This is a genomic window from Herbaspirillum seropedicae (assembly GCF_001040945.1).
In the GTDB taxonomy this organism is placed as follows: Bacteria; Pseudomonadota; Gammaproteobacteria; order Burkholderiales; family Burkholderiaceae_D; genus Herbaspirillum; species Herbaspirillum seropedicae.
The window spans coordinates 563,693-585,149 of sequence record NZ_CP011930.1 but is presented as its reverse complement, the minus strand read 5'-3'; the positions used below and the strand labels follow the sequence as shown (position 1 = coordinate 585,149).

Here is a 21,457-nt window from a genome sequence, read left to right as displayed (position 1 = left end):
CCGCAGCAAAAAAACTTCTGCCGACGCCGCCACGCCAGCCCGGCGGGCATTGCTATACTCGCGCTGCCCCCTGCCCCTCAGGCCAAGCTCAACACGCCATGACTATCCACAGCAAAGCTTCCGCGCTCTCCCGTTTCAATTCCACCACCCTGCTGGGCGCTGCTGTCGCGCTGGGCATGCTCTATTTCGGCCGCGAGATCCTGGCGCCGCTGGCGGTGGCCGGCATTGCCAGCCTGATCATCCTGCCGCTGGTGCGCAAGCTCGATGCGCTCGGCCTGAACCGCGCGGGGGCAGCCATCGTCTCGGTGCTGCTGGTGGGCTCCTGCCTGGTGGCGCTGGCGGTGGTGCTGGCCTTCCAGCTGGTCAGCGTCACCAGTGACCTGCCGCAGTACCGCGAAGCCATCCAGGACAAGGTGGAAAGCGTGCGCGCCATGACCGAGCGCCCCTTCGCGCGGCTGGAAGCGGAACTGAGCGCGGTGATCCCGCAGCCGGTGCCGGAAACCACCCGCAGCGGCAAGAAGGCCAGCCATGCCGCCGCCACTGCGCCGGCGCCTGCGGCCGAAGCCGATACCCGCATGTCGGTGCGAGGGGCGATCAAGCGCCTCTTTGCGCTGGCCTGGGGACCGATCGGCCAGGCCGGTATCGTGCTGGTGCTGCTGGTGTTCATCCTGCTGGAACAGGAATCGCTGCGCGAGCGCCTGATCCGCCTGGCCGGCCTCACCGAGATGAGCCGCACCATGCAGGCGCTGGGTGACGCGGCCGAAGGGGTGTCGCGCTTCTTCTTCTCGCAGTTCCTGGTCAACCTGGCGTTCGGCCTGATCATGGGCGCGGTCCTGGCCGCCGGCGGCGTGCCGCATGCGGTGCTGTGGGGCACGCTGGCCGGCGTGCTGCGCTTCGTGCCTTACCTGGGCGCGCTGGCTTCGGGGGTGATGATCGCCATCTTCATTGCAGCCATCGATCCGGGCTGGTGGCTGGCCTTGTCCTTCCTGGCCTTTTACGGCTGCCTGGAAGTGATCGTGGCCAACTTCATCGAACCGCGCATCTATGGCCATAGTTCGGGGCTGTCGCCATTGGCGGTGATCGTCTCGGCGCTGTTCTGGGGCAGCCTGTGGGGACCGATCGGCCTGTTGCTGTCGACCCCGCTGACGCTATGCCTGGTGGTGGCGGGACGCCACGTCGCCGCGCTGGAACCCATCAGCATCCTCCTGGGCGAAGCGCCCGACATGAGCCATGCCGAACGCTTCTACCAGCGCGCCCTGGCCGGCGAATCCGACGCCATCATCCGCGATGCGCGCCGTCATCTGCAAAAGCAGAGCTTCGCCAAGTACTGCGACCAGGTGCTCTTGCCCGGCCTGGCGCTGGCCGCAGTGGATTTCCGCGAGGGCCGCATCGAAGGGCCGCAGCAGAACCGCCTGCTCAGTTCCATCTCGCAACTGACCGAAACCCTGATGCAGACCCCCGGCACGCCCAAGAGCCTGCGCCGCCGGCGCGAAGTGCCGCTGCTCAACAGCAGCGTCGGCGCCCACCTGCGCGAACTGCGCCAGGCCCGGCTGGGACGCTGGCAAGGCTCGCTGGATGTGCCGGTGGGCTCGGTGGTGCTGTGCGCGGGGCTCGATCATGAGCGCGACGACCTGCTCTGCGAACTGCTGGTGCATGCGCTGCGCATGACCGGCATCGACGCCCGCAGCATCACGCTGGACCGTCCGGAGGACGAGCAGCCCGACAGCAGCAAGGCCGAGCTGGTCTCCATCGTGTTCCTGGTCTATCCGCTGCGCGAGAGCCTGGCGCGCTGGCAAGAGCAGGTGCGCACGCTGCGCGCAGCCATTCCGCAGGCGCTGCTGGCGACGATCCGCCCCTCGTTCTTCAGCGAAGAGGTAGAGGCTGGCGTGGTCAAGGATCAGGTGGACATGGTGCTGAGTTCATTCGAGGAGGGACTGGCCTTTGCGGCGACGCATATGCGGCCTGAGCTCAAGGCCTGAAGCGCGGAGGTAGCGCGCCCGGACTGCGGGCGCAAAAAAAGCCGCCCGGCATGCACCGGGCGGCTTTGTCATTTCAGGCAGATCAACAGATCAGCGCTTCAATTGCGACAGATCACGCACCGCGCCACGATCAGCCGACGTGGTCAGCGCCGCATAGGCCTGCAGCGCCTGCGAGACCACGCGCTGGCGGTTGCCCGGTTGCCAGGCGGCGTCGCCACGGGCTTCCATGGCGGTGCGGCGCTTGGCCAGGTCGTCGCTGGAGATGCGCAGGTTGATGGTGCGGTTGGGGATGTCGATGTCGATCATGTCGCCCTCTTCCACCAGGCCGATGGCGCCGCCTTCAGCCGCTTCCGGGGAGGCGTGGCCGATCACCAGGCCGGAGGAACCGCCGGAGAAGCGGCCATCGGTAAACAGCGCGCACGCCTTGCCCAGGCCCTTGGACTTGATGTACGAGGTCGGATACAGCATTTCCTGCATGCCGGGGCCGCCCTTGGGGCCTTCGTAGCGCACGATGACGACATCGCCGGCCTTGACCTTGTCGCCCAGGATGCCTTCCACGGCGGCGTCCTGGCTTTCGAAGACGCGTGCGGTGCCGGAGAACTTCAGGATGCTTTCATCCACGCCCGCCGTCTTGACGATGCAACCCTTCTCGGCAATGTTGCCGTAGAGGACGGCCAGGCCGCCATCCTGCGAGTAGGCGTGTTCACGATCACGGATGCAGCCGTTGGCGCGGTCCAGGTCGTTGGCCTCGAAGCGCTCTTCCTGCGAGAAGGCCACCTGCGTGGGCACGCCGCCGGGCGCAGCACGGAACAGCTTGTGCACGGCCGGATCGCTGGAAACGCGGATGTCGAACTTCTCGATGGCTTCGCCCAGGGTCTTGCTGTGCACGGTGGGACGGGAGGTGTCCAGCAAGCCGGCGCGGGCCAGTTCGCCCAGGATGGAGATGATGCCGCCGGCGCGGTGCACGTCTTCGATGTGGTACTTGTTGGTCATCGGGGCGACCTTGCACAGGCAGGGCACGCGGCGCGAGATGCGGTCGATGTCGGCCATGGTGAATTCCACCTTGGCTTCGTGCGCGGCAGCCAGCAGGTGCAGCACGGTGTTGGTGGAGCCGCCCATGGAGACGTCCAGGGTCATGGCGTTTTCCCAGGTTTCCTTGGTGCAGATGTTGCGCGGCAGGATGCTGTAGTCGTCCTGTTCGTAGTGGCGCTTGGCCAGTTCGACGATCAGGCGGCCAGCGCGCAGGAACAGTTCCTTGCGGTCGGCGTGGGTGGCGACGATGGTGCCATTGCCCGGCAGCGACAGGCCCAGCACTTCGGTCAGGCAGTTCATCGAGTTGGCGGTGAACATGCCCGAGCAGGAACCGCAGGTGGGACAGGCCGAGCGTTCCACTTCGGCCACGTCGGCGTCCGAGATGTTCTTGTCGCCGGCCTGGATCATGGCGTCCACCAGGTCCAGCTTGATGACCTTCTTGTCGGTGTTGACGGTCTTGATGACCTTGCCGGCTTCCATCGGGCCGCCGGAGACGAAGACCACGGGGATGTTCAGGCGCATGGCGGCCATCAGCATGCCCGGGGTGATCTTGTCGCAGTTGGAGATGCAGACCATGGCGTCGGCGCAGTGGGCGTTGACCATGTATTCCACCGAGTCGGCGATCAGGTCGCGCGAGGGCAGCGAGTACAGCATGCCGTCGTGACCCATGGCGATGCCGTCATCGACGGCGATGGTGTTGAATTCCTTGGCCACGCCGCCGGCCGCCTCGATCTCGCGCGCCACCAGCTGTCCCAGGTCCTTCAGGTGGACGTGGCCGGGCACGAACTGGGTGAAGGAGTTGACCACCGCGATGATGGGCTTGGTGAAATCGCCATCCTTCATGCCAGTGGCGCGCCACAGCGCGCGCGCGCCGGCCATGTTGCGGCCCTGGGTGGTGGTATAGGAACGGTAGGTTGGCATGATGGGTGTCTCCTCAGAGGCGGCTTAGGGAAAAAGGGACCGTAAGGGTGCCTCGGGTGCTTCCATTTGTCCAATATATAATTCGATTCCTATTAATATCGATGAGATATTATTCACCCGCAACATTGTTCGCCCGTCCCGATGATCCCGGGCCGATGGCGCTCAGGCTTCCTCCCCGGCCTTCCTCACCGTGATCGGCTCGACCACGCTCAGCAGCAGCGCCAGGCACAGCAGCGATGTCCCCACCATGTAGAGGAAGACGCTGCTCCAGTCATAGCGGTCCAGCAACATCCCCACGGCCAGCGGTGCGCAGGCGCCACCGATCTGGCCCAGCGAATTGACGATGCCGAAGGCGGCCGGATAGGTGGCCTTGGTTGCCAGGCCCATGGGATAGGCCGAGTAGCCGGCAAAGCCGATGCCCAGCATCAGGCCCGAGAGCATCAGCATGGCGCCGAGGTAGAGCACGCTGTCGGGCGCTTCCACCAGCAGCAGGGTCATCAGGGCCGTGCCCAGCGCACCCAGCAGCATCATGGGCTTGCGGCGGCCGCCCAGCAGGCGGTCCGAGATCACGCCGCCGAGCATGTTGCCGGCGACCGCGCCGATGAAGGGGGCCGAGGCGAGGAAGCCCATCTTCACCGAGGCAAAGCCCTTGACCGTGACCAGGTAGGTCGGAATCCACGACATGAAGATATTGCTGATGCCGATCATGCAGCCATAGCCGATGGCCACGCCGATCACGTTCCAGGACGTGAACACCTGGCGCAGCGTTTCCAGGCGTGGCACGCGGCGGGTGCGGTTGATGCCGTCCAGCCAGGGCATCGGCGTCACTTGCGCGCCCACATGGGCGCGGCTGCTGGCGGTGGCGGTGGCGGGGCCGGCCGCGACATCCTGGGTGATGTAGCGGCGTTCGGCCTCATTGCAGAAACGGTTCTCGGAGGGCGAATTGGTCACCAGGAAGAACCACAGGATGGCCAGGAAGATGCCGGGCACGGCAAATACGTAAAAGATTTCGCGCCAGCCCCAGAGCTGGATGACGATGATGCAGACCGTGGGCACGATCAGGGGGCCCAGCTTGGAGGCGGCAATCCAGAGGCCGGTGGCGGTGCCCTTTTCCTCGGGCGGGAACCAGCGGTTGATCACGTTGGTACAGCCGATGCCCAGCGGTCCCTCGGACAAGCCCAGCCCCACGCGGTAGAGCTGCAGCAGCAAGACCGAAGAGGTCGTGCCCATGAGCCCGGTGAAGAGCGAGGTCAGCAGCATGAAGACGGAAAAGAGAATGCCGGTGGTCTTTTCGCTCAGGCGCTTGTACATCAGCCCGACCGGAATCTGCACCAGGCCATAGGCAAACGAAAACAGGCTCACGATCAGTCCGGCTTCGGTATTGGTGATGCCGTATTCCTTCTTCATGTAGGGCAAGGCGATACCGAAATTGGCCCGGTCAGCGCAGGCGATGGCCCAGATCAGGAAGATCAGGCCCATCACCACCCAGCGGTAACGGGTCGGCTTCTGCCCGATCTGAGCGGCGGCGGGGGCATTGGATGCGGCGGATGCAGCGGGTGCAACGGATGCGGCGGAACTGCCGCGGCCGACCGGGTCGGCGGCGTCGACATGATGCATTGTCGGGCTCCTTGAAGGCGTGTCTCGTGGTTATCGTTATGGCGGCGGCAAGGCGCGCTCAGGACGGCAGCGGGTGGCGGCGCGGGGGTGATCCCAGGTTCATGCTTGTCTCCAGTGCGGTGGCGGGCCTTGTCATGCGTCCCGTGCGGGATCTGTTGGCGCCCGGCGTTCATCGCGGCTCTCTTGGGGGCCGATGCCGGGAATCATGGCCGCGCCCTTGCATGGCGTCCAATCTTTTCTGGCTATCAGGTGATGTGCAGATTGAATCGATAGGGAGGGATATTGATACCGGATCTACCACCATTTCCTGAATCAATTGATAGCCTTTTCGGATTGGACGTGCCGCCGGAATGCCCGCATCATCCGCCGGCATTGCCATCGAACGAGAAGGAGTCCCCTCATGAAACGCCACGTGCTGCAGCTCAATCCCATCCTGGTCCCGGCCATCAATGACAAGCTCGAAAGCCTCTACCACATGCACCGCCTGTTCGAGCAGGAGGACAAGGAGGCCTACATCGCGCGCCACGGCGCCGTCATCGAAGGCGTCATCACCGGTGGCCACACCGGCATCAGCAATGCGCTCATGGATAGTCTGCCGGCCCTGAAGGTGGTGGCCGTCAATGGTGTCGGCACCGACGCGGTCGACCTGAACCACGCCCGCAGCAAGGGGCTGCCGGTCACCGGCACCTTCGGCGCACTCACCGAGGATGTGGCCGACCTGGCGCTGGGCCTGATGCTGGCGGTGAGCCGGCAGATCTGTCCGGGCCATGCCTTCGTGCAGCGCGGCGACTGGGTGCGCCATCCGTCGCCCACGGCCATCCCGCTGTCGCGGCGCCTGAGCGGCAAGCGCGTGGGCATCGTCGGCATGGGCAAGGTTGGTCGCGCCATCGCCCAGCGCGCTGCCGCGTTCGGCTGTCCGATCACCTATACCGACCTGCGCGCCATGGAGGACCTGCCCTACGCGTTCCAGCCGGAACTGCTGCAACTGGCGCGGGAGAGCGATGTGCTGGTACTGGCCGCCGCCGCCGACAAGGCGCAGGGCATCATCAATGCGGCCGTGCTCGACGCCTTGGGACGCGAAGGCATCCTCATCAACATCGCCCGCGGCAAGCTGGTGGTGGAAGAGGACCTGGTGGATGCGCTGCAGCGCGGCGTGATCGCCGGGGCAGGACTGGATGTGTTCGTGGATGAACCGAACGTGCCGGCCGCCTTGCTGCAGATGGACCAGGTGGTGCTGCAGGCGCACCGCGCCAGCGCCACCGTGGAATCGCGCACGGCCATGGGCGAGATGGTGCTGGCCAGCCTGGCGCAAGGCCTGGCGGGACAGCGCCCCGAGGGCAGTCTCACCACCTGAAGCGGATCATGGCCGCGCCCGGGAGCGGCCATGCCTATAATGCAGGCGCTCCCCTTACCGGCGAATCCTCATGCTCGATCTGGCTCAAGTCCGTTGTTTCGTGGTCGCTGCGACCGAACTCAATTTCCGCCGTGCGGCGGCGCTGCTGAACATGACCCAGCCGCCCTTGTCGCGGCAGATCCATCTGCTGGAACACAGGCTGGGCGTGCAATTGTTCGAGCGGGTCGGCCGCACGGTGCGGCTGACCACCGAAGGCCGCGTCTTCCTGGCCGATGCGTCGCGCCTGCTGCAATTGTCTGAACAAGCCGAGAGCACGGTGCGCCGCGCCAGCCAAGGCAAGACCGGGCGCGTGCGGGTGGGTTTCACCGGCGCGGCGGGCTATGAGCTGATTCCGGAGTTGCTGATGCAGGCGCGCACCAGCCTGCCCGAGATCGATGTGGTGCTCTTCGAACTGATTTCGGTCGCGCAACTGGAAGCCTTCACTGCCAACACCATCGACATCGGCTTCCTGCGGCCAGTCGCATCACGCCAGCCGCTGGAACTGCAACTGGTGGACGAGGAAGCGCTGGTGCTGGCCATGCCCCAGGGTCATGCGCTGGCCGCCTACGACCGCATCGCCACCACCCAGCTCGATGGCCAGCCCTTCATCATGCATTCGCCCACGCATGGCAAGTATTTCTACGAACGCATCATGGCCATGCTGGGGGCGGCGGATGTCAAACCCGATTTCACCCAGTACATCGACCAGAGCCACACCATCCTCTCGCTGGTGCGCGCCGGGCTGGGCGTTGGCATCCTGCCGGCCTCGGCGCAGCGTTTCCATTACGACCGGGTGGAGTTCCGCCCGCTGGCCGACGAAGCGCCGCGCGCCGAGATGAGCATGGCCTGGCGGCCCGACCAGGACAATCCGGCGGTCACGGCCTTCCGCCTGATGGCCGCCGATTACTGCGCCGCGCGCGCAGCCAGGCTGCGCCCGGCCACGGCGCGCTGAATTCAACCGCCCGCGCGGCTCAAGTGCTCATACAGGATCGCCGCACCCACACCGATCAGCACCACGCCGCCGATGATCTCGGCGCGCTTGCCGATGAGGTGGCCCAGTACGCGGCCGACCATCACGCCGATGGTGACCATGGTGGTGGTGGCCAGGCCAATCAACAGGGCTGCTTCGAGGATGTTGACGTCGATGAAGGCCAGGCCCACGCCCACGGCCATGGCGTCGATGCTGGTGGCCACGGCGGTCAAGGCCAGCATCACCACCGATTGCTTTTGCGGGGCGGCGCTGGCGTCCTCGTCTTCATCATCGTCGCTCATGCCTTCGCGGATCATGCGCACACCCAGCACCAGCAAGAGCGTAAAGGCGATCCAGTGATCCCATTGGGAGACCCATTTGGTGGCCACCGAACCGGCGAACCAGCCGATGAGGGGCGTGATGGCTTCGATCACGCCGAACAGCAGGCCGATGCGCAGGGCCTGCAGGAAACGCGGTTTCTGCATGGCGGCGCCCTTGCCGATGGCTGCCGCAAAGGCGTCAGTGGACATCGCAAGCGCGAGGAGAACGAGAGCGGGGAAATTCATGAGCGGGGATTCCTTGGCCGGGCGAAAAGTCCATGGACGCGCCTGCGCGCCCAGCCTGGCCGCAGGAAACGTCTATGGTCTCGCCTACCGATTGGCTACCCGCGCCACGGCAGCTGCTGCTGCCGAGAATGTTGACACGGGCTCTTCCGGATGATCCGGAAGCTGGCTACTCCCCAAAGAGAAGGCCGCATTCTAGCGCATGGCGGCGGGCTTGTACAAGGCTGTGCTGGCACTGTTGCTGTCACGCACGGATGCGTGCAAGGTCATCATTCTGTCAGCCACTGCGCGCCATGCGCGCGCACGCGCTGCGGGTCGCTCTGCAACAGGCCCAGCTCGCTGATGCCGTCCAGCAGGCGGCTGCGGCGATAGGCGCCGTCGGCGGCACGGGCTTCTTTGCCATCCTGCAACTGGGCGGCAAAGTCGCGCACGATCTGCGCCTGCAAGGGCGTGTGGGTCTGGCTGACCAGCTCACCCAGCACGTACTTGCTGACCCGGCTGTCCTGGCTGGCCGACTGGCGCAGGCGCGCCTGCGTCATGAAACCTTGCCGATAGCCGATTTCCAGCTGGCTGTCGGCGCGGTCATCGATCTGGTGGTAGGTGTAGTTCTGCGATTGCCGGGTGCTGTCCAGTTGCAGGGGCAGGTCGGGCTGCAGCGATTGATGGTAGGACGCCTTCAGTCGCGACTGCGCCTGCTGCACGATGCTGCGATCGGCCTGGCCGGCGCCGGACAAGCTGGTGCGCTGCGAGACCTGATAGTCGAATCCATCGACCTCGTCACGGCGCAAGGGATTGGGCCAGGCGCTGTTGCCGGTGATGGAGGCGCTGAAATCCCCCAGCCCGGAAAGCATGCCGCGATCCGTGGCGTCGGCCGCCAGCAGCGCAGGCGTGTGGTCCTGCACAGGCGCGGTGGCGCTTGCATGCAATTGCGCAAAGGCGTCCTTGAACAGGGCCATCAGGCCGGCGTCCCCTTGTCCGCGCCGGGCGGCGGCGTCGAACTGTTCCAGGTAACTGGCAATGGCGCGCTGGCGTTGCTGGGCGCTGCCGGTCACGGGGGCCGCGGTGGCGTCCAGGCCGACTTTCATGGCGCCGGCAGCGGTATGGGCGGTCACGCTGCGCTGGCTGCCGTCGATCTGCAGTTGCAGGCTCAGGTCATCGCCCAGCGTGGCGGTGAAATCAAGCGCGGCCAGCTGGTGCGTATCGAACTGCATCAGCTTGTCCAGCGCCAGGGTGGGCGGACGTCCGGCCAGCCCCTGGATGGCCTGGTCGAAGGCTTCGCCCAGGGCCGTCACGGCGGCGCGGTCTTCGTCGCTGAGACTGCCCTGGGACACCTTGAAATCGACGGCCACGCCCTCCGCATTGGCTCCCAGTTGCACGTCGATGCGCGCCCCGGCGTTAGTGGTCAGCGTGAGGGCGATCCGCTGGCTGGCGAAACGGTGCAGTTGGTCACGCAGGATGGCATGCACGCCATCGTCTCCTTGCGCGGCGGTGGCCGACAGCAGCACCGACTGCGAATAGACCGAACTACTCACGCTGGCCTGGTCCAGCAGGGCCTTGCCCAGTCCGCTCCAGCGGCCCGCCGTATCGCTGGCGGCGAGGTTGCGGGCCAGCCGCGCAGAGAGCGGGTCGTCCTGCCGCTGTTCCCAGACCGCCGGCGCAGTCAGTCGGCCGTCAGCAGAATACAGTGACAGCGCAGGGGCGGACGGACGCACGCCGAGCGCAGCGGCGGAGGAAGTCGTTGATGACGTCGATGGGCTCGATGGGGTCGATGCAGTACTCGCAGCGCTGGCGGCTGGCGCCACTGCTGCGGCGGGAAGATAGGCCGGTGCCGACGACACCGAGGTCAATGGACTCATGAGCGCAAGAAACAAGAAGCGATAGCACTCTAACGGTGCCCTGTCGCCGCTTCTTTAGCTGGACGCACGGGGCGTCTCGATACGCCGCGTCTCTGCTGGTCTAGGCAGCCGGGTGCGGCGACTCCACCGGATCCACGTGGGTCATCACATCGAGCACATGATGCGCATCGAGCACGCGTCGGCGCGCCGCCGTGGCGATGGCGTGGCCGGCCGTGACGGTGAGCGCGCCATCGATCTCCAGATGCACATCCACCAGCGTGAGGTCGCCCATGCGCCGGGTGCGCAGATCATGCACGCCCTGTACGCCAGGCGTGGCCAGCAGGGTGGCGCGGATGGCCTGGGCTTCGTCGGCCGAGACGGCGCGATCCATCAGGTCATGCAGGGCGCTCCAGAAAAAGCCCCAGCCGGTGCGCACCACCATCAGGCCGACCACGGCGGCGGCGACCGGGTCCAGCAGCGTGAAGCCGGCCAGGCTGCCGACGATGCCCAGCGCTACCACCAGCGACGAGGCGGCGTCCGAGCGCGCATGCCAGGCATTGGCCACCAGCATGCTGGAGCGCACCCGCTCGGCGATGCGCAACATGTAGCGAAACAGCAGTTCCTTGGCCAGCAAGGCGGTCAGGGCCACCCACAGCGCGGCCACATGCACCGGCGGCGTATGGCCATAGGCCTGGATCTTCTGCGCTGCCGAAAACAGCATGCCCACGCCCACGGCCAGCAGCAGCGCGCCCAGCGCCAGCGAGGCGGCGTTTTCGTAACGCTGGTGACCATACTGGTGATCGTCGTCAGGCTGCTTGCGGCTGTGATGGCCGGCCAGCAGGACGACGAAATCCGACACCAGGTCGGACAGGGAATGGATGCCGTCGGCAATGAGCGCCTGCGAGCCCGAGAACACGCCCGCCGTGACCTGCAGGATCACCAGGGCGATGTTGACCAGGATGCTGACCAGCGTACTGGTCCGGCCGGCGCGATGGCGGGCATCGTCGGCCTTGAAGTCTTCTATTTGGGTACTTAACATAAAACTAACGATAAGAGCCTAATCTAGAGCGAAAGTCGTCAAAACTTGTGCTTACAGTCAAATTACTAGATCATCTTGCCACATTACAATGACGGTCGTAGCGCACCGTGGGGGGCGACAGGCCGGCAATCGGCCAGAGCAAGGGCGGCGGCAGAATGCGTGACAGCGCCAACGATTGCCCGCCTTCCTCTACCGCTCACGGTGCGCATGATACCCGGCCGACCCGGTGCAGCCATTCATCGAGGACCAGCATGAACCAAGCAAACCCGCAACCACTGTCGTTCGCGTTCGACAGGGCCAGCGGCGAACTGAGCGCCACGTTTACGCCTATGGAGGGCTTTCCGCCACTCACGCTGGCCTTCCTGAAACAGGCCATGACGGACCACGGCCTCACCAAGCTGTTCTTCCAGGATTCGGTCTTGAACGCCTTCGTGCGCAAGGCCGAAGGGGCCAAGGAGGCGGTCAGCCAGGTCATCGCCGAACGGCGCGATGGCGAATTCGCGCTGGAGGTGGCCGATGACCTGATGACGGCGTCGCTGACCCTGGTGCCGCCCTATGGCGGTCGCGCCAAGAGCGTGGAAGTAGTCAACGCCATCCGCGCTGCCGGCATCAGCTACGGCATCCTGCACGAGACGCTGCGCCATGCCCTTTCGGCGGGCCAGTGCAACAAGCTGGTGATCGCCCAGGGCCTCATGCCGACCCCGGCCGAGCCGGCGCGCTTCGAGAGCCTGCTGGAAGAAAAGGAAGAAGAGCTGGCCGACATCGACGAGGACGCCGTGGTCTCCTATGCCGACATGGGCCACATCCTGCAGGTCTCGGTGGGTGATCCGCTGATGCGGCGCATCCCGCCGGTGCCGGGCCAGGATGGCATCGACATCCGCGGCGGCAAGGTGCCGGCCCGTCCGATTGCCGACATCGGCTTTGCCAAGGAATGCGTGGGCGCCGAACCGAGTCCGGACGACCCTGACCTGCTCATCGCGATGGTGCCGGGCCAGCCTTCACTGATCAAGAATGGCGTGAAGGTCAACCCGGTCATCGATGTGGAAAACGTCGACCTCTCCACCGGCAACCTCACCTTCGAGGGCACGGTACGGGTCTCGGGCGACGTCATGACGGGCATGAAACTGCACGTGGGCGGCGACGTGGTGGTCAATGGCACCGTGGAAGCGGCCGAGATCGTGGCCGGCGGCAGCGTCACGGTCAAGGGCGGAGTGATCGGCCATAGCGAAGGCGTGGCCGCCGGCGCCGGCACCACGGCCATCGCCTCGCGCATCAGCTCGCAGAAATCGGTGCAGGTGATGTTTGCCGAGAGCGCCCACATCGAAGCCGCCGACGACATCCTGGTGCTGGGCAACGCGCGCCACTGCGAACTGCTGGCCGGCAACGAGATCACGGTGGGCAAGGGCAATCCGCGCACCGGCCACATCATCGGCGGCCGCGTGGAAGCCACCAACATCATCCGCGCCAATGTCATCGGTGCGCCCACCGCTGCGCACACGCGCATACAGGTCGGCCTGGATCCCTACCTGGAAGAAAAGATCGCCATCAAGGAACAGGAATACAGCCGCAAGGTGGCCGAGCTGGACCGCACCATCAAGCAGCAGAGCTACTACAAGCTCAATCCCGACAAGGCCACCCCCGAACTGCTGCACGAGACCAGCGACAAGCGCAAGGCGCTGGCCTACGAGGTCAAGGTCTTGCTGGAAGAAGTGAGCCAGATGAAGGAAGGCATGGTCGCCGCTGAAGATGCGCGCATCATCGTGGCCAAGGCCGTCCATGAAGGCACGGAATTGCGCATCGGCCATGAAGTGTGGCCGGTGCAGTCGGACCTGGGCGGCGGCACGGCCCAGCTGTTCGAAGGCGATATCCGCTACAACCCGAAGAAATAGGATGTTCATCCAGGCCTGTGGATAAATCATTTATGTCATTCCACCTGATCTTATCCACAGGCTGACATCGACGCTCATGCAAGATCAGCTTCCCCTCGCCGACCTGGCGCATCTACGCGAACTGGCGGCCCGCAGCGCAGCCGTCTCGCAGGACTGCAACTGCCGCGCCAGCGACAGCAGCGGCTGGATCAGCCTGCCGCTGTCGTTGCCGGAAACGCAGCTGGACGATATCGCCACCCTCATCGTCGATCCCTACGACGAACCCACCTTCACCGAATACCATCCCGACGGCACCCGCTATGCCTCGCCCGAGGCGCCCATCGCACCCCGCTGGTATCCCTACAACCGCTGCAATATCGCCCGCTGCACGCGGTGCGGCCGCCACTACCTGCGCTACATGGAGGCCGGCGGCTACTTCGTGGACCGGCGCATCCGTGCGCTGGATGCGCCGCAACGGATCATAGACGCACAGTAGCGCTCAGTTGCGGCTGAGGCGGCTGGCCATCAGGATCTGGTACAACGTATCGGCCGGACGCGATAGCCGGCGCGCCGTCAGCGCCACATATTCCACATCGGGCAAGGCCGGCAAGGCTGCGTGATTGAGCGGCGGCACCAGGTCGCGCGAGGCCAGGTGCTGCGGCAAGGCCGCCAGTCCCAGGCCGCCGCGGGCTGCGGCCATGCAGCCGGCGTGGCTGCCGCTGGTGCAGACGATGCGCCAGTGATGCCCCGACTTGCCTAGCGCCTGCAGGGTGGCGGCGCGGGTGATGCTGGGCTCGGGCAAGAGGATCAGCGGCAGCGGCTCGGCCAGGTCCACCAGGGTGTCCGGGCGGGTCAGCCATTGCATGGGGGTGGAAAACATGCTGTGGCCGCGCGACTCGCCGCTGCGGCGCTTGCCCACCAGCAGGTCGAGCTTGCCCTGGTCCAGTGAGGCATACAGGTCGCTGGTGAGACCAATGGTGATTTCCAGCTCGACCTCGGGGTGCTGGCTGCGGAAGGCCGCCAGCATGTCCGGCAGCGGCCCCATGGCAAGGTCATCGGAGGTGCCGAAGCGCACCCGGCCGCGCAGGCGCGGGGCGCTGAATTGCGCCTCGGCGCGGGCGTGCGCCTGCAGGATCAGGCGCGCATGCACCAGCAGGCTCTCGCCATCGGCGGTCAGGGCCAGGGAATGGGTATCGCGCACGAACAGCCGCCGGCCCAGGCTTTCTTCGAGCCGGCGGATATGGTCGCTGACGGTGGACTGGGTCAGGCCCAGCTGGCGGCCCGCCTCGGTAAAACTGGCCGAGCTGGCGGCGGTGCTGAAGGTCTGTAGCCATATGGGATTGAGCATGGCGGCATTATCATCGGCATTTCCGATGACAGTCAACGTTATCAGAGGGGTTCCCGATGGGCATGGCTTTTCCTATGATGAGGACAAACCCATCCTTCCATCGAGTCCGCCATGAACCGCTTTCTCCCCGACCGTTTCACCCAGTTGCTTATCGGCACCGTGCTGCTGGCTACGCTCTTCCCCGCCACGGGCAGCTTCGAGCAATTCATGCACGTGGCCAGCAACGTGGCCATCTCGCTGCTGTTCTTCCTGCACGGCGCCAAGCTCTCGCGCGAAGCCGCGCTGGCAGGCCTGAAGCAGCCCCGGCTGCACCTGCTCACGCTGGGCTCCACCTTCCTGCTGTTCCCGCTGCTGGGCCTGGGGCTCAAGGCCGTGGCGCCGGACCTGCTCACGCCGCAATTGTGGATGGGCGTGCTGTTCGTCTGCACGCTCTCCTCGACGGTGCAATCCTCGATCGGCTTCACCTCGATTGCGCGCGGCAATGTGCCGGCGGCGATCTGCGGCGCCACCGCTTCCAACCTGCTGGGCATCCTGGTCACGCCCCTGCTGGTGACGCTGCTGCTGCACCGTCACCATGAAGCCAATGGCCTGTCGCAGGTGCTGAGCATCCTGCTGCAGCTGCTGCTGCCCTTCGTGCTGGGCAATCTGCTGCGCCCGTGGATAGGCGACTGGATCAACCGCCACAAGGTGATCGTCAACGTGGTCGATCGTGGCGGCATCCTGCTCTCGGTCTACGCCGCCTTCAGCGCTGCGGTGGCGCAGGGCATCTGGCACCTGTTCCCGCCCGGCCAGCTGGCGCTGCTGGTGCTGGTCAATGCGATGCTGCTGGGCGCGGTCCTGCTGATCACCACCTATGGCGCACGCGCCCTGAAGATGCCGCGCGGCGACGAGATCGTGCTGGTCTTCTGCGGTTCCAAGAAATCGCTGGCCTCGGGCATTCCCATCGCCTCGGTGCTCTTTGCCGGCAGTGGCGCGGCGGTGGTGCTGCTGCCCATCATGCTGTTCCACCAGATGCAGCTGATGCTGTGCGCGGTGCTGGCGCGGCGCTATGCGGCCCAGCAAGACCATCTCGATGCGGATGACGCCTCCTCGCAGCGCGCCGCTACCCTGGCCGGCTCGCGCTGACGGCCAGCGGCAGCCCATTGTTCTTCCTTGGCGAGGGCTACTGACAGGATGGTGTCAGTAGCCCTCGCGCATGATGCGTCGCATGCCAACCGGCATGTTACGCATCCCTCAACAGAACAAGGAAGAATCATGCAAACCCAAGTCAACTGGTTCGAGATCGCCACCAAGGATCTGCAGCGCGCCACCCGCTTCTACGAAGCCGTCTTCGCCACCCAGCTGCGCCAGGAACAGCTGTCCGAAGAAGGCCCGATGGCCATCTTCGTGCGGGATGACGGCCAGTCCATCGGTTGCCTGACCGGCCCCGGCTGGCTGGAGCCCAGCCGCCAGGGCACGCTGATCTACCTCGATGCCGGCCCCTCGATCCAGGCCGTGCTGGACCGGGTGCGCGAGGCCGGCGGTGAGATCGTCATGGAACGCTTCCAGCTGCCCAACGACATCGGCTACATCGCCCAGTTCATCGATAGCGAAGGCAATCGCCTGGCGCTGCATGCGATGAACTAAAGGGGCGCAGGAGAGCAGGATGCGCGCACCTTGCACAGCAGCATCGAAGCCGGTGGTCATTGCTCCGGCGGCATGCCAGAATGGCGCGCATCCTGTTTCCCTGCCCCTGCCATGCGTCGAGCCGACCGCCTCTTCCAGATCACCCAATACCTGCGCGGACGCCGCCTCACCACTGCCCGCCAGCTGGCGACCTGGCTGTCGGTGTCCGAGCGCACCATCTATCGCGACATCCGCGACCTCTCCCTCTCGGGCGTGCCGGTGGATGGCGAAGCCGGCGTCGGCTATCGCATCAAGCCCGGCTATGACCTGCCGCCGCTGATGTTCAATGCCGACGAAATCGACGCCCTGGTCATCGGCATGCGCATGGTGCAGGCCTGGGGTGGCCCGCAACTGGGTGCATCGGCGGCGTCGGCGCTGGCCAAGGTAGTGCTGGCCCTGCCCAAGGAAAAACGCGATTTCGTCGAAGCCACGCCCTTGTTTGCACCGGCCGTGCCGGATGAATGCGGACAGGGCGAACGGCTGGAGGCGATCCGCCAGGCCATCGGCAGCCGCCACAAGCTGCTGCTGGATTACAGCGACGCCCAGCAGCGCGCCAGCCAGCGGGTGGTGTGGCCGCTGGCGCTGGCCTTCTTCGGCGGTACCTGGCTGCTGGCGGCCTGGTGCGAGGCGCGCGAAGACTTCCGCTCGTTCCGGCTGGACCGGGTGCAACAGATGAGCGAGCAAGGTCATTATCCTGACCGTAATGGCCGCCGCCTGCCCGACTTCGTGCGCGCCATGCAGCGCCAGGTGCGCCAGGCCCGTGCGCAAGGACCGGCCTGACCCGGGCGCAAACACGCAAAGCGCATATGCTGCTGCGAATTGATTCGTTCGCACGCGGCCAGGCAGGACGTAGGCTGGCATGTCTCTCACTGCCACGGAGTCTGTCGCCATGCACGCTGCCCCGCTTTCCCCTGCCCTTGCCAACGTCTCGCTGGAGGACCGCTGCGTGCTGTGCGTGGGCGGTCTCACCGGGGCCCGCAACCACTACCGCACCCAGATCGAAACCCGCGCTGGCCGCTTCCTGCATCACGATGGCGGGCGCGAGGACAACCTGCACCGCCTCACTCCCATGCTGGCCGCCGCCGATATCGTCATCTGCGCCTCGGGCAACATCAGTCACAACGCCTATCACCTGGTCAAGAGCACCTGCAAGAAGCTGGGCAAGCCCTGCGTGCTGGTCAAGGGGACTGGCATCGCCTCCTTTCTGGATGGTCTGGGCCACCTGGCGCAAGCCCAGGCCACGCACGATGGTCCATCGGCGCGCGGCGACCGCGTGATCCGGCGGCGCAGCTGAGGTGGTAGCAAGCTGACATCATGCCGATTGGAATATCGGCAAAAGCCCCCTACAATCGACTCCCTGGCCGTCATCGACGGCATTACCGACCCATCTGACCCATGCCAAACAGGCAATTTCCTGGGAGTCCGCTTGAAAATCGTACGTCGTCTGGCCGCCGCTGCGCCGGCGCTGATGCTGGCCTGCGCGGCCGCGCTGGCCCCGGCCGCGCAGGCTGCCCCGCAACCCAGCTTCGGCATCGAGGTCGGCAATGCCTTGCTGTGCCTGAACCAGCTCAACAGCAAGTATTTCTATGATTACCTGTTCGCCGCCTTCGGGCCGCCCTACAAGACCGAGGGCGGGGCCTACTGGTTCAAGGCCACCAATGTCACGCTGTGGGGCATGCAGGCTACCGATTTCCTGGTCAATGACGGCAACAGCCAGGCCGACTTCATCGGCGCCTATTTCAACACCACCCCGGTCAAGCTGAGCGACGCCATCAAGGCCGCGCTGGGCATACGCTTCACCCCGGAAGATGACTCGGCCTATCCGATGCGGCAGTCGCAGGCCGGCAGCAAGATCGTCTACAACGATATCAACGCCAAGATGTATTGCGCCAAGTCCAAGTTCCTGGTGCCGGGACCGGAGCAGCCGGCGCCCTGATGCTGATGTCGGCGCCGAGCTGGCAACAGAAAAAAACAAAACGCCGCCCGTCATCTGACGGCCGGCGTTTTGCTTTTGCTGAAGAGCTAAAGAGCTGAAGCGCTGAAGTGTAAAAGTATCAGGCCTGGCCACGCATCCTGCGCAGGTCTTCCACGGTGCGGATGCAATCGCGTCCGGCCGACTTGGCCAGCGCCAGCGATTCTTCGGCTTCGCGCAAGACGGTCTCGGGTTCATCGACCTGCCGTTGCGGGGCCACCGAGGAAATGCCGATGCTGATGGTCACGCGTCCGGTCGGGCTGGCGCTGTGCGGGATGTCCAGCAGCTCGATCGACTTGCGGATGCGCTCGGCCACGATCAGCGCCCCTTCCAGGCGCGAGCCCGGCAGCAGCACGGCGATCTCCTGCGCACCAAAGCGCGAGAGCAGGTCTTCCGGACGCACGTTGGTATCGCGAATGGCGCTGCCGACCCGGCGCAGCACCTTGTCGCCGGCCATGCGGCCATAGCTGTCGTTGTACTCGTCGAAGAGATCGATGTCGATCATGATCACCGCCAGCGACAGGCTGGTGCGGGCGGCGCGGTTGAATTCTTCCAGCAGGCCGCGCTCGAACTGGCGGCGGTTGGCCAGCCCCGTGAGCGCATCTTCCAGGCCCACGCGGGCCAGGGTCTTTTCCATTTCTTCCAGATGGACGCGGGCGTCATCGCGCTCTTCCACCAGTTGCACGCGTTCCTGCTGCAAGGCCTGGAGATTGGCTTCCAGTCCGGACAGCGGCCGCAGCAACTGGCGCAACAGCAGCCAGGACAGCAACGCCGCCGCCAGCACCAGTGCGATGGCGGCGACCACCATGCTGGCCGGCGCGGTCGTGGCAAGCACGGTCAGAACGGCGGCGGTCAGCAGGACCATGGCCGCAGTGGCCAGGCTCAGACGTGTTTGGAGCGTTTGCGACAGGGACATAGGCGACACCGATTTTCCTTGGGAACAATTGCGGCGCCCGGGCTGCTGGCGCGACAGTGATGGCCGGCAATGCGGCCAGCCGAGATGCTACAGGCTCGCACGCTGCGACGCAACGCGCAGATGCCGGGGGCAGCGCCGGTCATCTCCTGACTGCGCCGGGATACGCCGCCACCCGCCTTCAGACCACCCCCAGGGCCTTGAGCAAAGGCAGCCGGGTGCGGGCAAACAGACGCGCCTGGGTGGCCAGTTCGGCCAGGTTCTCGGCCTCCCCCTCCAGGCGCACGCCTTCGCGCAGCAGCCGCTTGCCCTGCGCGGCGATATACCGCCACACCTGCGCCGGCCAGGCATCCACGTCATCGCCGCAGGATTGCCGCGCCAGCAGGAACAACTGTTCGACGCGATCGACCCGCACACCGCCGCCGATGACGGGACTGCTCAGATGGGTGATCTCGCCCTCCTCGCCTTGCTCGCCGGCGGGCGAGGCCAGGGCGGCGCGCTGCAACAGCCAGGCATTGAGGTCGCCGGTGCGGCGCTCGATCTGGGCGCGGGTAGCGGCATCGGGCTCGGCTGGCAGCGGCGCGGCGTGACCGGTGCCAATGAGCATGAGCACCGAGTCCAGCACCTGCGCCAGGTTCAGGTTGCGATGCGCCAGCGAGGCGGCCAGGTCCACCAGCGTATGCGGCTGGTAATCCGACAGGGCCTGCAGGATGGGTTCGTAGATGAGACGGTTGAGCGTGATCTCGGAGGCCACGTTCTGTATCGTCAGCGGCACCTTGTCCGGCTCGGTCAACAGGATCACGCTTTGCAGGGCCAGCGCCTGCACCCGCTGCCGGTCATCGAGCGCTTGCGCGCCGCGTACCCAATAGTCACGCCGGAACTGCTGGTTGACCATGAAGTCACGCACGCTCTGCTGCAGCACCGGATCGGTGATCTCGTAGAGCTGCTGGCGCTGGGCCGGCGTCAGGTTGGCCATGTCCAGGTGATCGACATAATGGGCCGGACAGGCAAATTCCAGCCCCGCGCCGCTGAACCGGCGATGCATGTCGGCAAAGGATTCGACATGCCAGTCGCGATTGAAATACTCGTGCGCGAGATAACTGCGGCTCTGCTGCTGCAAGACCTTCAGGCGATCGCGCATGAAGGGATTGGCCTGGGCATAGACCGGATCGGCCTCGAACAGGCGCGCCGCGAAGGCCAGCGCGGCATCGATGCGGGCCGCCGTGGGCAGGCCCTGCTCCTCGTTGCCGGACTGTTGCGTGTGCTGCACCAGCAGCTCGCGCAGCGGCATGAAGGCCGACCAGCCCGGCTGGGTGTTGTAGCTGATGTAGAGCACGCCGCCTGGCTTGAGCTTGCGGTCGATGAAATCGAAGATGATGTCGCGGTTCTCCTGCGACACCCAGCTCCAGATGCCATGCAGCGCAATGAAATCGAAATCGGGCAGGTCATCGCGCCGGCAGAAGCGCGAGAAGCTGGAATCCTCCAGTTGCGCGCCGCTGCCGCTGGCGGCCGCCAGCTCCTGGGCAAAGGCGGCCTGGCGTGGATTGAAATCATTGCCCCACCAGCGCGTGGTAGAAGCAGCGGCATGGATGTTGCTCGACAGCCCCTGGCCAAAGCCCAGTTCGCAGGCGGTCTGCACGGCCGGCGCCTGCAAGCCGTGGAAGGCAAAGGCCAGCGGCAGGCGCGCCGGGTTCATGCCCGGGTAGTAGCCATAGGTGTAGGCGATATCGACAACGTAACCGTCATTCCAGTTGTTCAAGAGGGGCTCCCGGCGGGTGGCGTGGGCGGATCGGAAATGGAAGGGGCAGGCGCGGTCTAACGATCGCCGCCGGAAGCTGAGGTGGCCGATGCAGCGCCCAGCGTGGTGTATTTGTCAGCCTTGCAACGCGCCAGTTCGACTGGATACTTGCGGGCGTTGAGCTGCATCTTTTCCAGCACGGCGCTGCGCAGGTCCACGCCGGTGTGGTCGGCCAGCTGGATCAGGTAGACCAGCACATCGGCCATCTCATGGCGGATCCCCTCGCGAGCGGCGTCGTCCAGTTCGTGATCCGCGCCAGTGGGCAGCCACTGGAAATGCTCCAGCAGTTCAGCGACCTCGACCGACAAGGCCATGGCCAGGTTCTTGGGCGTATGGAAACGCAGCCAGTCCCGCTCGCTGCAAAACTGACGGATCATCACGCGCAGTTCGTGGAGGTCCGAGATGGGAGCAGCAGAGGTGGCATCATTCATGGCGTGGCGTCGGGTAGAGGGATTGTCAGCTGCGTACTTTATCACCAACCCACACAAGCGCTGACGCGGGCTTGATCTGGAACAGCCTGTACGAACGTGCCATCATGCACAAT

Annotated in this window: 19 protein-coding genes and 1 riboswitch; of the genes, 10 read left to right on the top strand and 9 right to left on the bottom strand. The window is 65.5% G+C overall.

Annotated elements, in window-relative coordinates; translation table 11 throughout:
• The first annotated feature begins 98 nt into the window (after positions 1 to 98).
• A complete protein-coding gene (locus ACP92_RS02655; RefSeq protein ID WP_013232570.1) occupies positions 99 to 1,979 on the top strand; it encodes an AI-2E family transporter in 1,881 nt (626 codons plus the stop codon).
• Positions 1,980 to 2,069: 90 nt separating this feature from the next.
• Here ACP92_RS02655 and ilvD read toward each other — a convergent pair whose 3' ends face one another.
• Together ilvD and ACP92_RS02645 are read right to left on the bottom strand one after the other, a co-directional pair.
• Positions 2,070 to 3,932 carry a dihydroxy-acid dehydratase gene (gene ilvD / locus ACP92_RS02650; protein ID WP_048348489.1) on the bottom strand — a complete coding sequence of 621 codons (1,863 nt, stop codon included), beginning with the start codon at positions 3,930 to 3,932 and terminating at the stop codon, positions 2,070 to 2,072.
• 162 nt (positions 3,933 to 4,094) lie between these two features.
• Positions 4,095 to 5,549, bottom strand: coding sequence for an MFS transporter (locus ACP92_RS02645; RefSeq protein ID WP_013232568.1), 1,455 nt, complete (start codon positions 5,547 to 5,549; stop codon positions 4,095 to 4,097).
• Positions 5,550 to 5,949: 400 nt separating this feature from the next.
• Here ACP92_RS02645 and ACP92_RS02640 point away from each other — a divergent pair, with 400 nt between their 5' ends.
• Both ACP92_RS02640 and ACP92_RS02635 read left to right on the top strand, forming a co-directional pair.
• Entirely contained in the window at positions 5,950 to 6,903 is a 954-nt protein-coding gene (locus ACP92_RS02640; RefSeq protein WP_041310069.1) for a 2-hydroxyacid dehydrogenase, read from the top strand.
• A 70-nt stretch (positions 6,904 to 6,973) separates the two neighbouring features.
• Positions 6,974 to 7,894: a LysR family transcriptional regulator gene (locus ACP92_RS02635; protein WP_013232566.1), complete on the top strand. Its 921-nt coding sequence runs from the start codon at positions 6,974 to 6,976 to the stop codon at positions 7,892 to 7,894.
• Positions 7,895 to 7,896: 2 nt separating this feature from the next.
• Here ACP92_RS02635 and mntP read toward each other — a convergent pair whose 3' ends face one another.
• The 3 genes from mntP to ACP92_RS02620 all read right to left on the bottom strand — a co-directional run bounded on the left by mntP (position 7,897) and on the right by ACP92_RS02620 (position 11,349).
• Entirely contained in the window at positions 7,897 to 8,478 is a 582-nt protein-coding gene (gene mntP / locus ACP92_RS02630) for a manganese efflux pump MntP (protein WP_013232565.1), read from the bottom strand.
• Positions 8,479 to 8,485: 7 nt separating this feature from the next.
• Positions 8,486 to 8,670: riboswitch (yybP-ykoY riboswitch) on the bottom strand.
• A 74-nt stretch (positions 8,671 to 8,744) separates the two neighbouring features.
• Positions 8,745 to 10,331, bottom strand: a complete 1,587-nt coding sequence (locus ACP92_RS02625) for a hypothetical protein (RefSeq protein ID WP_013232564.1) — start codon at positions 10,329 to 10,331, stop codon at positions 8,745 to 8,747.
• A 100-nt stretch (positions 10,332 to 10,431) separates the two neighbouring features.
• Positions 10,432 to 11,349 carry a cation diffusion facilitator family transporter gene (locus tag ACP92_RS02620; protein WP_013232563.1) on the bottom strand — a complete coding sequence of 306 codons (918 nt, stop codon included), beginning with the start codon at positions 11,347 to 11,349 and terminating at the stop codon, positions 10,432 to 10,434.
• Between the two features lie 251 nt (positions 11,350 to 11,600).
• On the opposite strand from ACP92_RS02620, the gene ACP92_RS02615 reads away from it, so the two are divergent.
• Both ACP92_RS02615 and ACP92_RS02610 read left to right on the top strand, forming a co-directional pair.
• Positions 11,601 to 13,238, top strand: a complete 1,638-nt coding sequence (locus ACP92_RS02615; protein WP_013232562.1) for a DUF342 domain-containing protein — start codon at positions 11,601 to 11,603, stop codon at positions 13,236 to 13,238.
• A gap of 76 nt (positions 13,239 to 13,314) precedes the next feature.
• Positions 13,315 to 13,713: a hypothetical protein gene (locus ACP92_RS02610; protein ID WP_041310066.1), complete on the top strand. Its 399-nt coding sequence runs from the start codon at positions 13,315 to 13,317 to the stop codon at positions 13,711 to 13,713.
• Between the two features lie 3 nt (positions 13,714 to 13,716).
• Here the strand turns inward: ACP92_RS02610 and ACP92_RS02605 are convergent, their stop codons facing one another.
• Entirely contained in the window at positions 13,717 to 14,565 is an 849-nt protein-coding gene (locus tag ACP92_RS02605) for a LysR family transcriptional regulator (protein ID WP_041311452.1), read from the bottom strand.
• A 111-nt stretch (positions 14,566 to 14,676) separates the two neighbouring features.
• Between ACP92_RS02605 and ACP92_RS02600 the strand changes: the two genes are divergently transcribed.
• The 5 genes from ACP92_RS02600 (at position 14,677) to ACP92_RS02580 (ending at position 18,166) form a co-directional block, all read left to right on the top strand.
• The gene (locus tag ACP92_RS02600) at positions 14,677 to 15,690 is read left to right on the top strand and encodes a bile acid:sodium symporter family protein (protein WP_041310064.1); all 1,014 of its coding nucleotides are present in this window, start codon (positions 14,677 to 14,679) and stop codon (positions 15,688 to 15,690) included.
• A gap of 129 nt (positions 15,691 to 15,819) precedes the next feature.
• Positions 15,820 to 16,191, top strand: coding sequence for a VOC family protein (locus tag ACP92_RS02595; RefSeq protein ID WP_013232559.1), 372 nt, complete (start codon positions 15,820 to 15,822; stop codon positions 16,189 to 16,191).
• A gap of 111 nt (positions 16,192 to 16,302) precedes the next feature.
• Positions 16,303 to 17,010 carry a helix-turn-helix transcriptional regulator gene (locus tag ACP92_RS02590; RefSeq protein WP_041311450.1) on the top strand — a complete coding sequence of 236 codons (708 nt, stop codon included), beginning with the start codon at positions 16,303 to 16,305 and terminating at the stop codon, positions 17,008 to 17,010.
• A 109-nt stretch (positions 17,011 to 17,119) separates the two neighbouring features.
• The gene (locus ACP92_RS02585) at positions 17,120 to 17,524 is read left to right on the top strand and encodes a DUF2325 domain-containing protein (RefSeq protein ID WP_041310061.1); all 405 of its coding nucleotides are present in this window, start codon (positions 17,120 to 17,122) and stop codon (positions 17,522 to 17,524) included.
• A 132-nt stretch (positions 17,525 to 17,656) separates the two neighbouring features.
• Positions 17,657 to 18,166, top strand: a complete 510-nt coding sequence (locus tag ACP92_RS02580) for a hypothetical protein (protein WP_041310058.1) — start codon at positions 17,657 to 17,659, stop codon at positions 18,164 to 18,166.
• A 118-nt stretch (positions 18,167 to 18,284) separates the two neighbouring features.
• Here the strand turns inward: ACP92_RS02580 and ACP92_RS02575 are convergent, their stop codons facing one another.
• The 3 genes from ACP92_RS02575 to ACP92_RS02565 all read right to left on the bottom strand — a co-directional run bounded on the left by ACP92_RS02575 (position 18,285) and on the right by ACP92_RS02565 (position 21,344).
• Positions 18,285 to 19,118, bottom strand: a complete 834-nt coding sequence (locus ACP92_RS02575) for a diguanylate cyclase (protein ID WP_013232555.1) — start codon at positions 19,116 to 19,118, stop codon at positions 18,285 to 18,287.
• A 178-nt stretch (positions 19,119 to 19,296) separates the two neighbouring features.
• Positions 19,297 to 20,874 (bottom strand): methyltransferase regulatory domain-containing protein, encoded by a 1,578-nt coding sequence (locus tag ACP92_RS02570; protein ID WP_013232554.1) that lies wholly within the window; start codon positions 20,872 to 20,874, stop codon positions 19,297 to 19,299.
• A gap of 56 nt (positions 20,875 to 20,930) precedes the next feature.
• Entirely contained in the window at positions 20,931 to 21,344 is a 414-nt protein-coding gene (locus ACP92_RS02565) for a nucleotide pyrophosphohydrolase (RefSeq protein WP_013232553.1), read from the bottom strand.
• Between the last annotated feature and the right edge of the window lie 113 nt (positions 21,345 to 21,457).

Bases quoted from the DNA above. Each gene is read 5' to 3' on its own strand.
- ACP92_RS02655 (WP_013232570.1), top strand. From the start codon at position 99: ATGACTATCCACAGCAAAGCTTCCGCGCTCTCCCGTTTCAATTCCACC.
- ilvD (WP_048348489.1), bottom strand. From the start codon at position 3,932: ATGCCAACCTACCGTTCCTATACCACCACCCAGGGCCGCAACATGGCC.
- ACP92_RS02645 (WP_013232568.1), bottom strand. From the start codon at position 5,549: ATGCATCATGTCGACGCCGCCGACCCGGTCGGCCGCGGCAGTTCCGCC.
- ACP92_RS02640 (WP_041310069.1), top strand. From the start codon at position 5,950: ATGAAACGCCACGTGCTGCAGCTCAATCCCATCCTGGTCCCGGCCATC.
- ACP92_RS02635 (WP_013232566.1), top strand. From the start codon at position 6,974: ATGCTCGATCTGGCTCAAGTCCGTTGTTTCGTGGTCGCTGCGACCGAA.
- mntP (WP_013232565.1), bottom strand. From the start codon at position 8,478: ATGAATTTCCCCGCTCTCGTTCTCCTCGCGCTTGCGATGTCCACTGAC.
- ACP92_RS02625 (WP_013232564.1), bottom strand. From the start codon at position 10,331: ATGAGTCCATTGACCTCGGTGTCGTCGGCACCGGCCTATCTTCCCGCC.
- ACP92_RS02620 (WP_013232563.1), bottom strand. From the start codon at position 11,349: ATGTTAAGTACCCAAATAGAAGACTTCAAGGCCGACGATGCCCGCCAT.
- ACP92_RS02615 (WP_013232562.1), top strand. From the start codon at position 11,601: ATGAACCAAGCAAACCCGCAACCACTGTCGTTCGCGTTCGACAGGGCC.
- ACP92_RS02610 (WP_041310066.1), top strand. From the start codon at position 13,315: ATGCAAGATCAGCTTCCCCTCGCCGACCTGGCGCATCTACGCGAACTG.
- ACP92_RS02605 (WP_041311452.1), bottom strand. From the start codon at position 14,565: ATGCTCAATCCCATATGGCTACAGACCTTCAGCACCGCCGCCAGCTCG.
- ACP92_RS02600 (WP_041310064.1), top strand. From the start codon at position 14,677: ATGAACCGCTTTCTCCCCGACCGTTTCACCCAGTTGCTTATCGGCACC.
- ACP92_RS02595 (WP_013232559.1), top strand. From the start codon at position 15,820: ATGCAAACCCAAGTCAACTGGTTCGAGATCGCCACCAAGGATCTGCAG.
- ACP92_RS02590 (WP_041311450.1), top strand. From the start codon at position 16,303: ATGCGTCGAGCCGACCGCCTCTTCCAGATCACCCAATACCTGCGCGGA.
- ACP92_RS02585 (WP_041310061.1), top strand. From the start codon at position 17,120: ATGCACGCTGCCCCGCTTTCCCCTGCCCTTGCCAACGTCTCGCTGGAG.
- ACP92_RS02575 (WP_013232555.1), bottom strand. From the start codon at position 19,118: ATGTCCCTGTCGCAAACGCTCCAAACACGTCTGAGCCTGGCCACTGCG.
- ACP92_RS02565 (WP_013232553.1), bottom strand. From the start codon at position 21,344: ATGAATGATGCCACCTCTGCTGCTCCCATCTCGGACCTCCACGAACTG.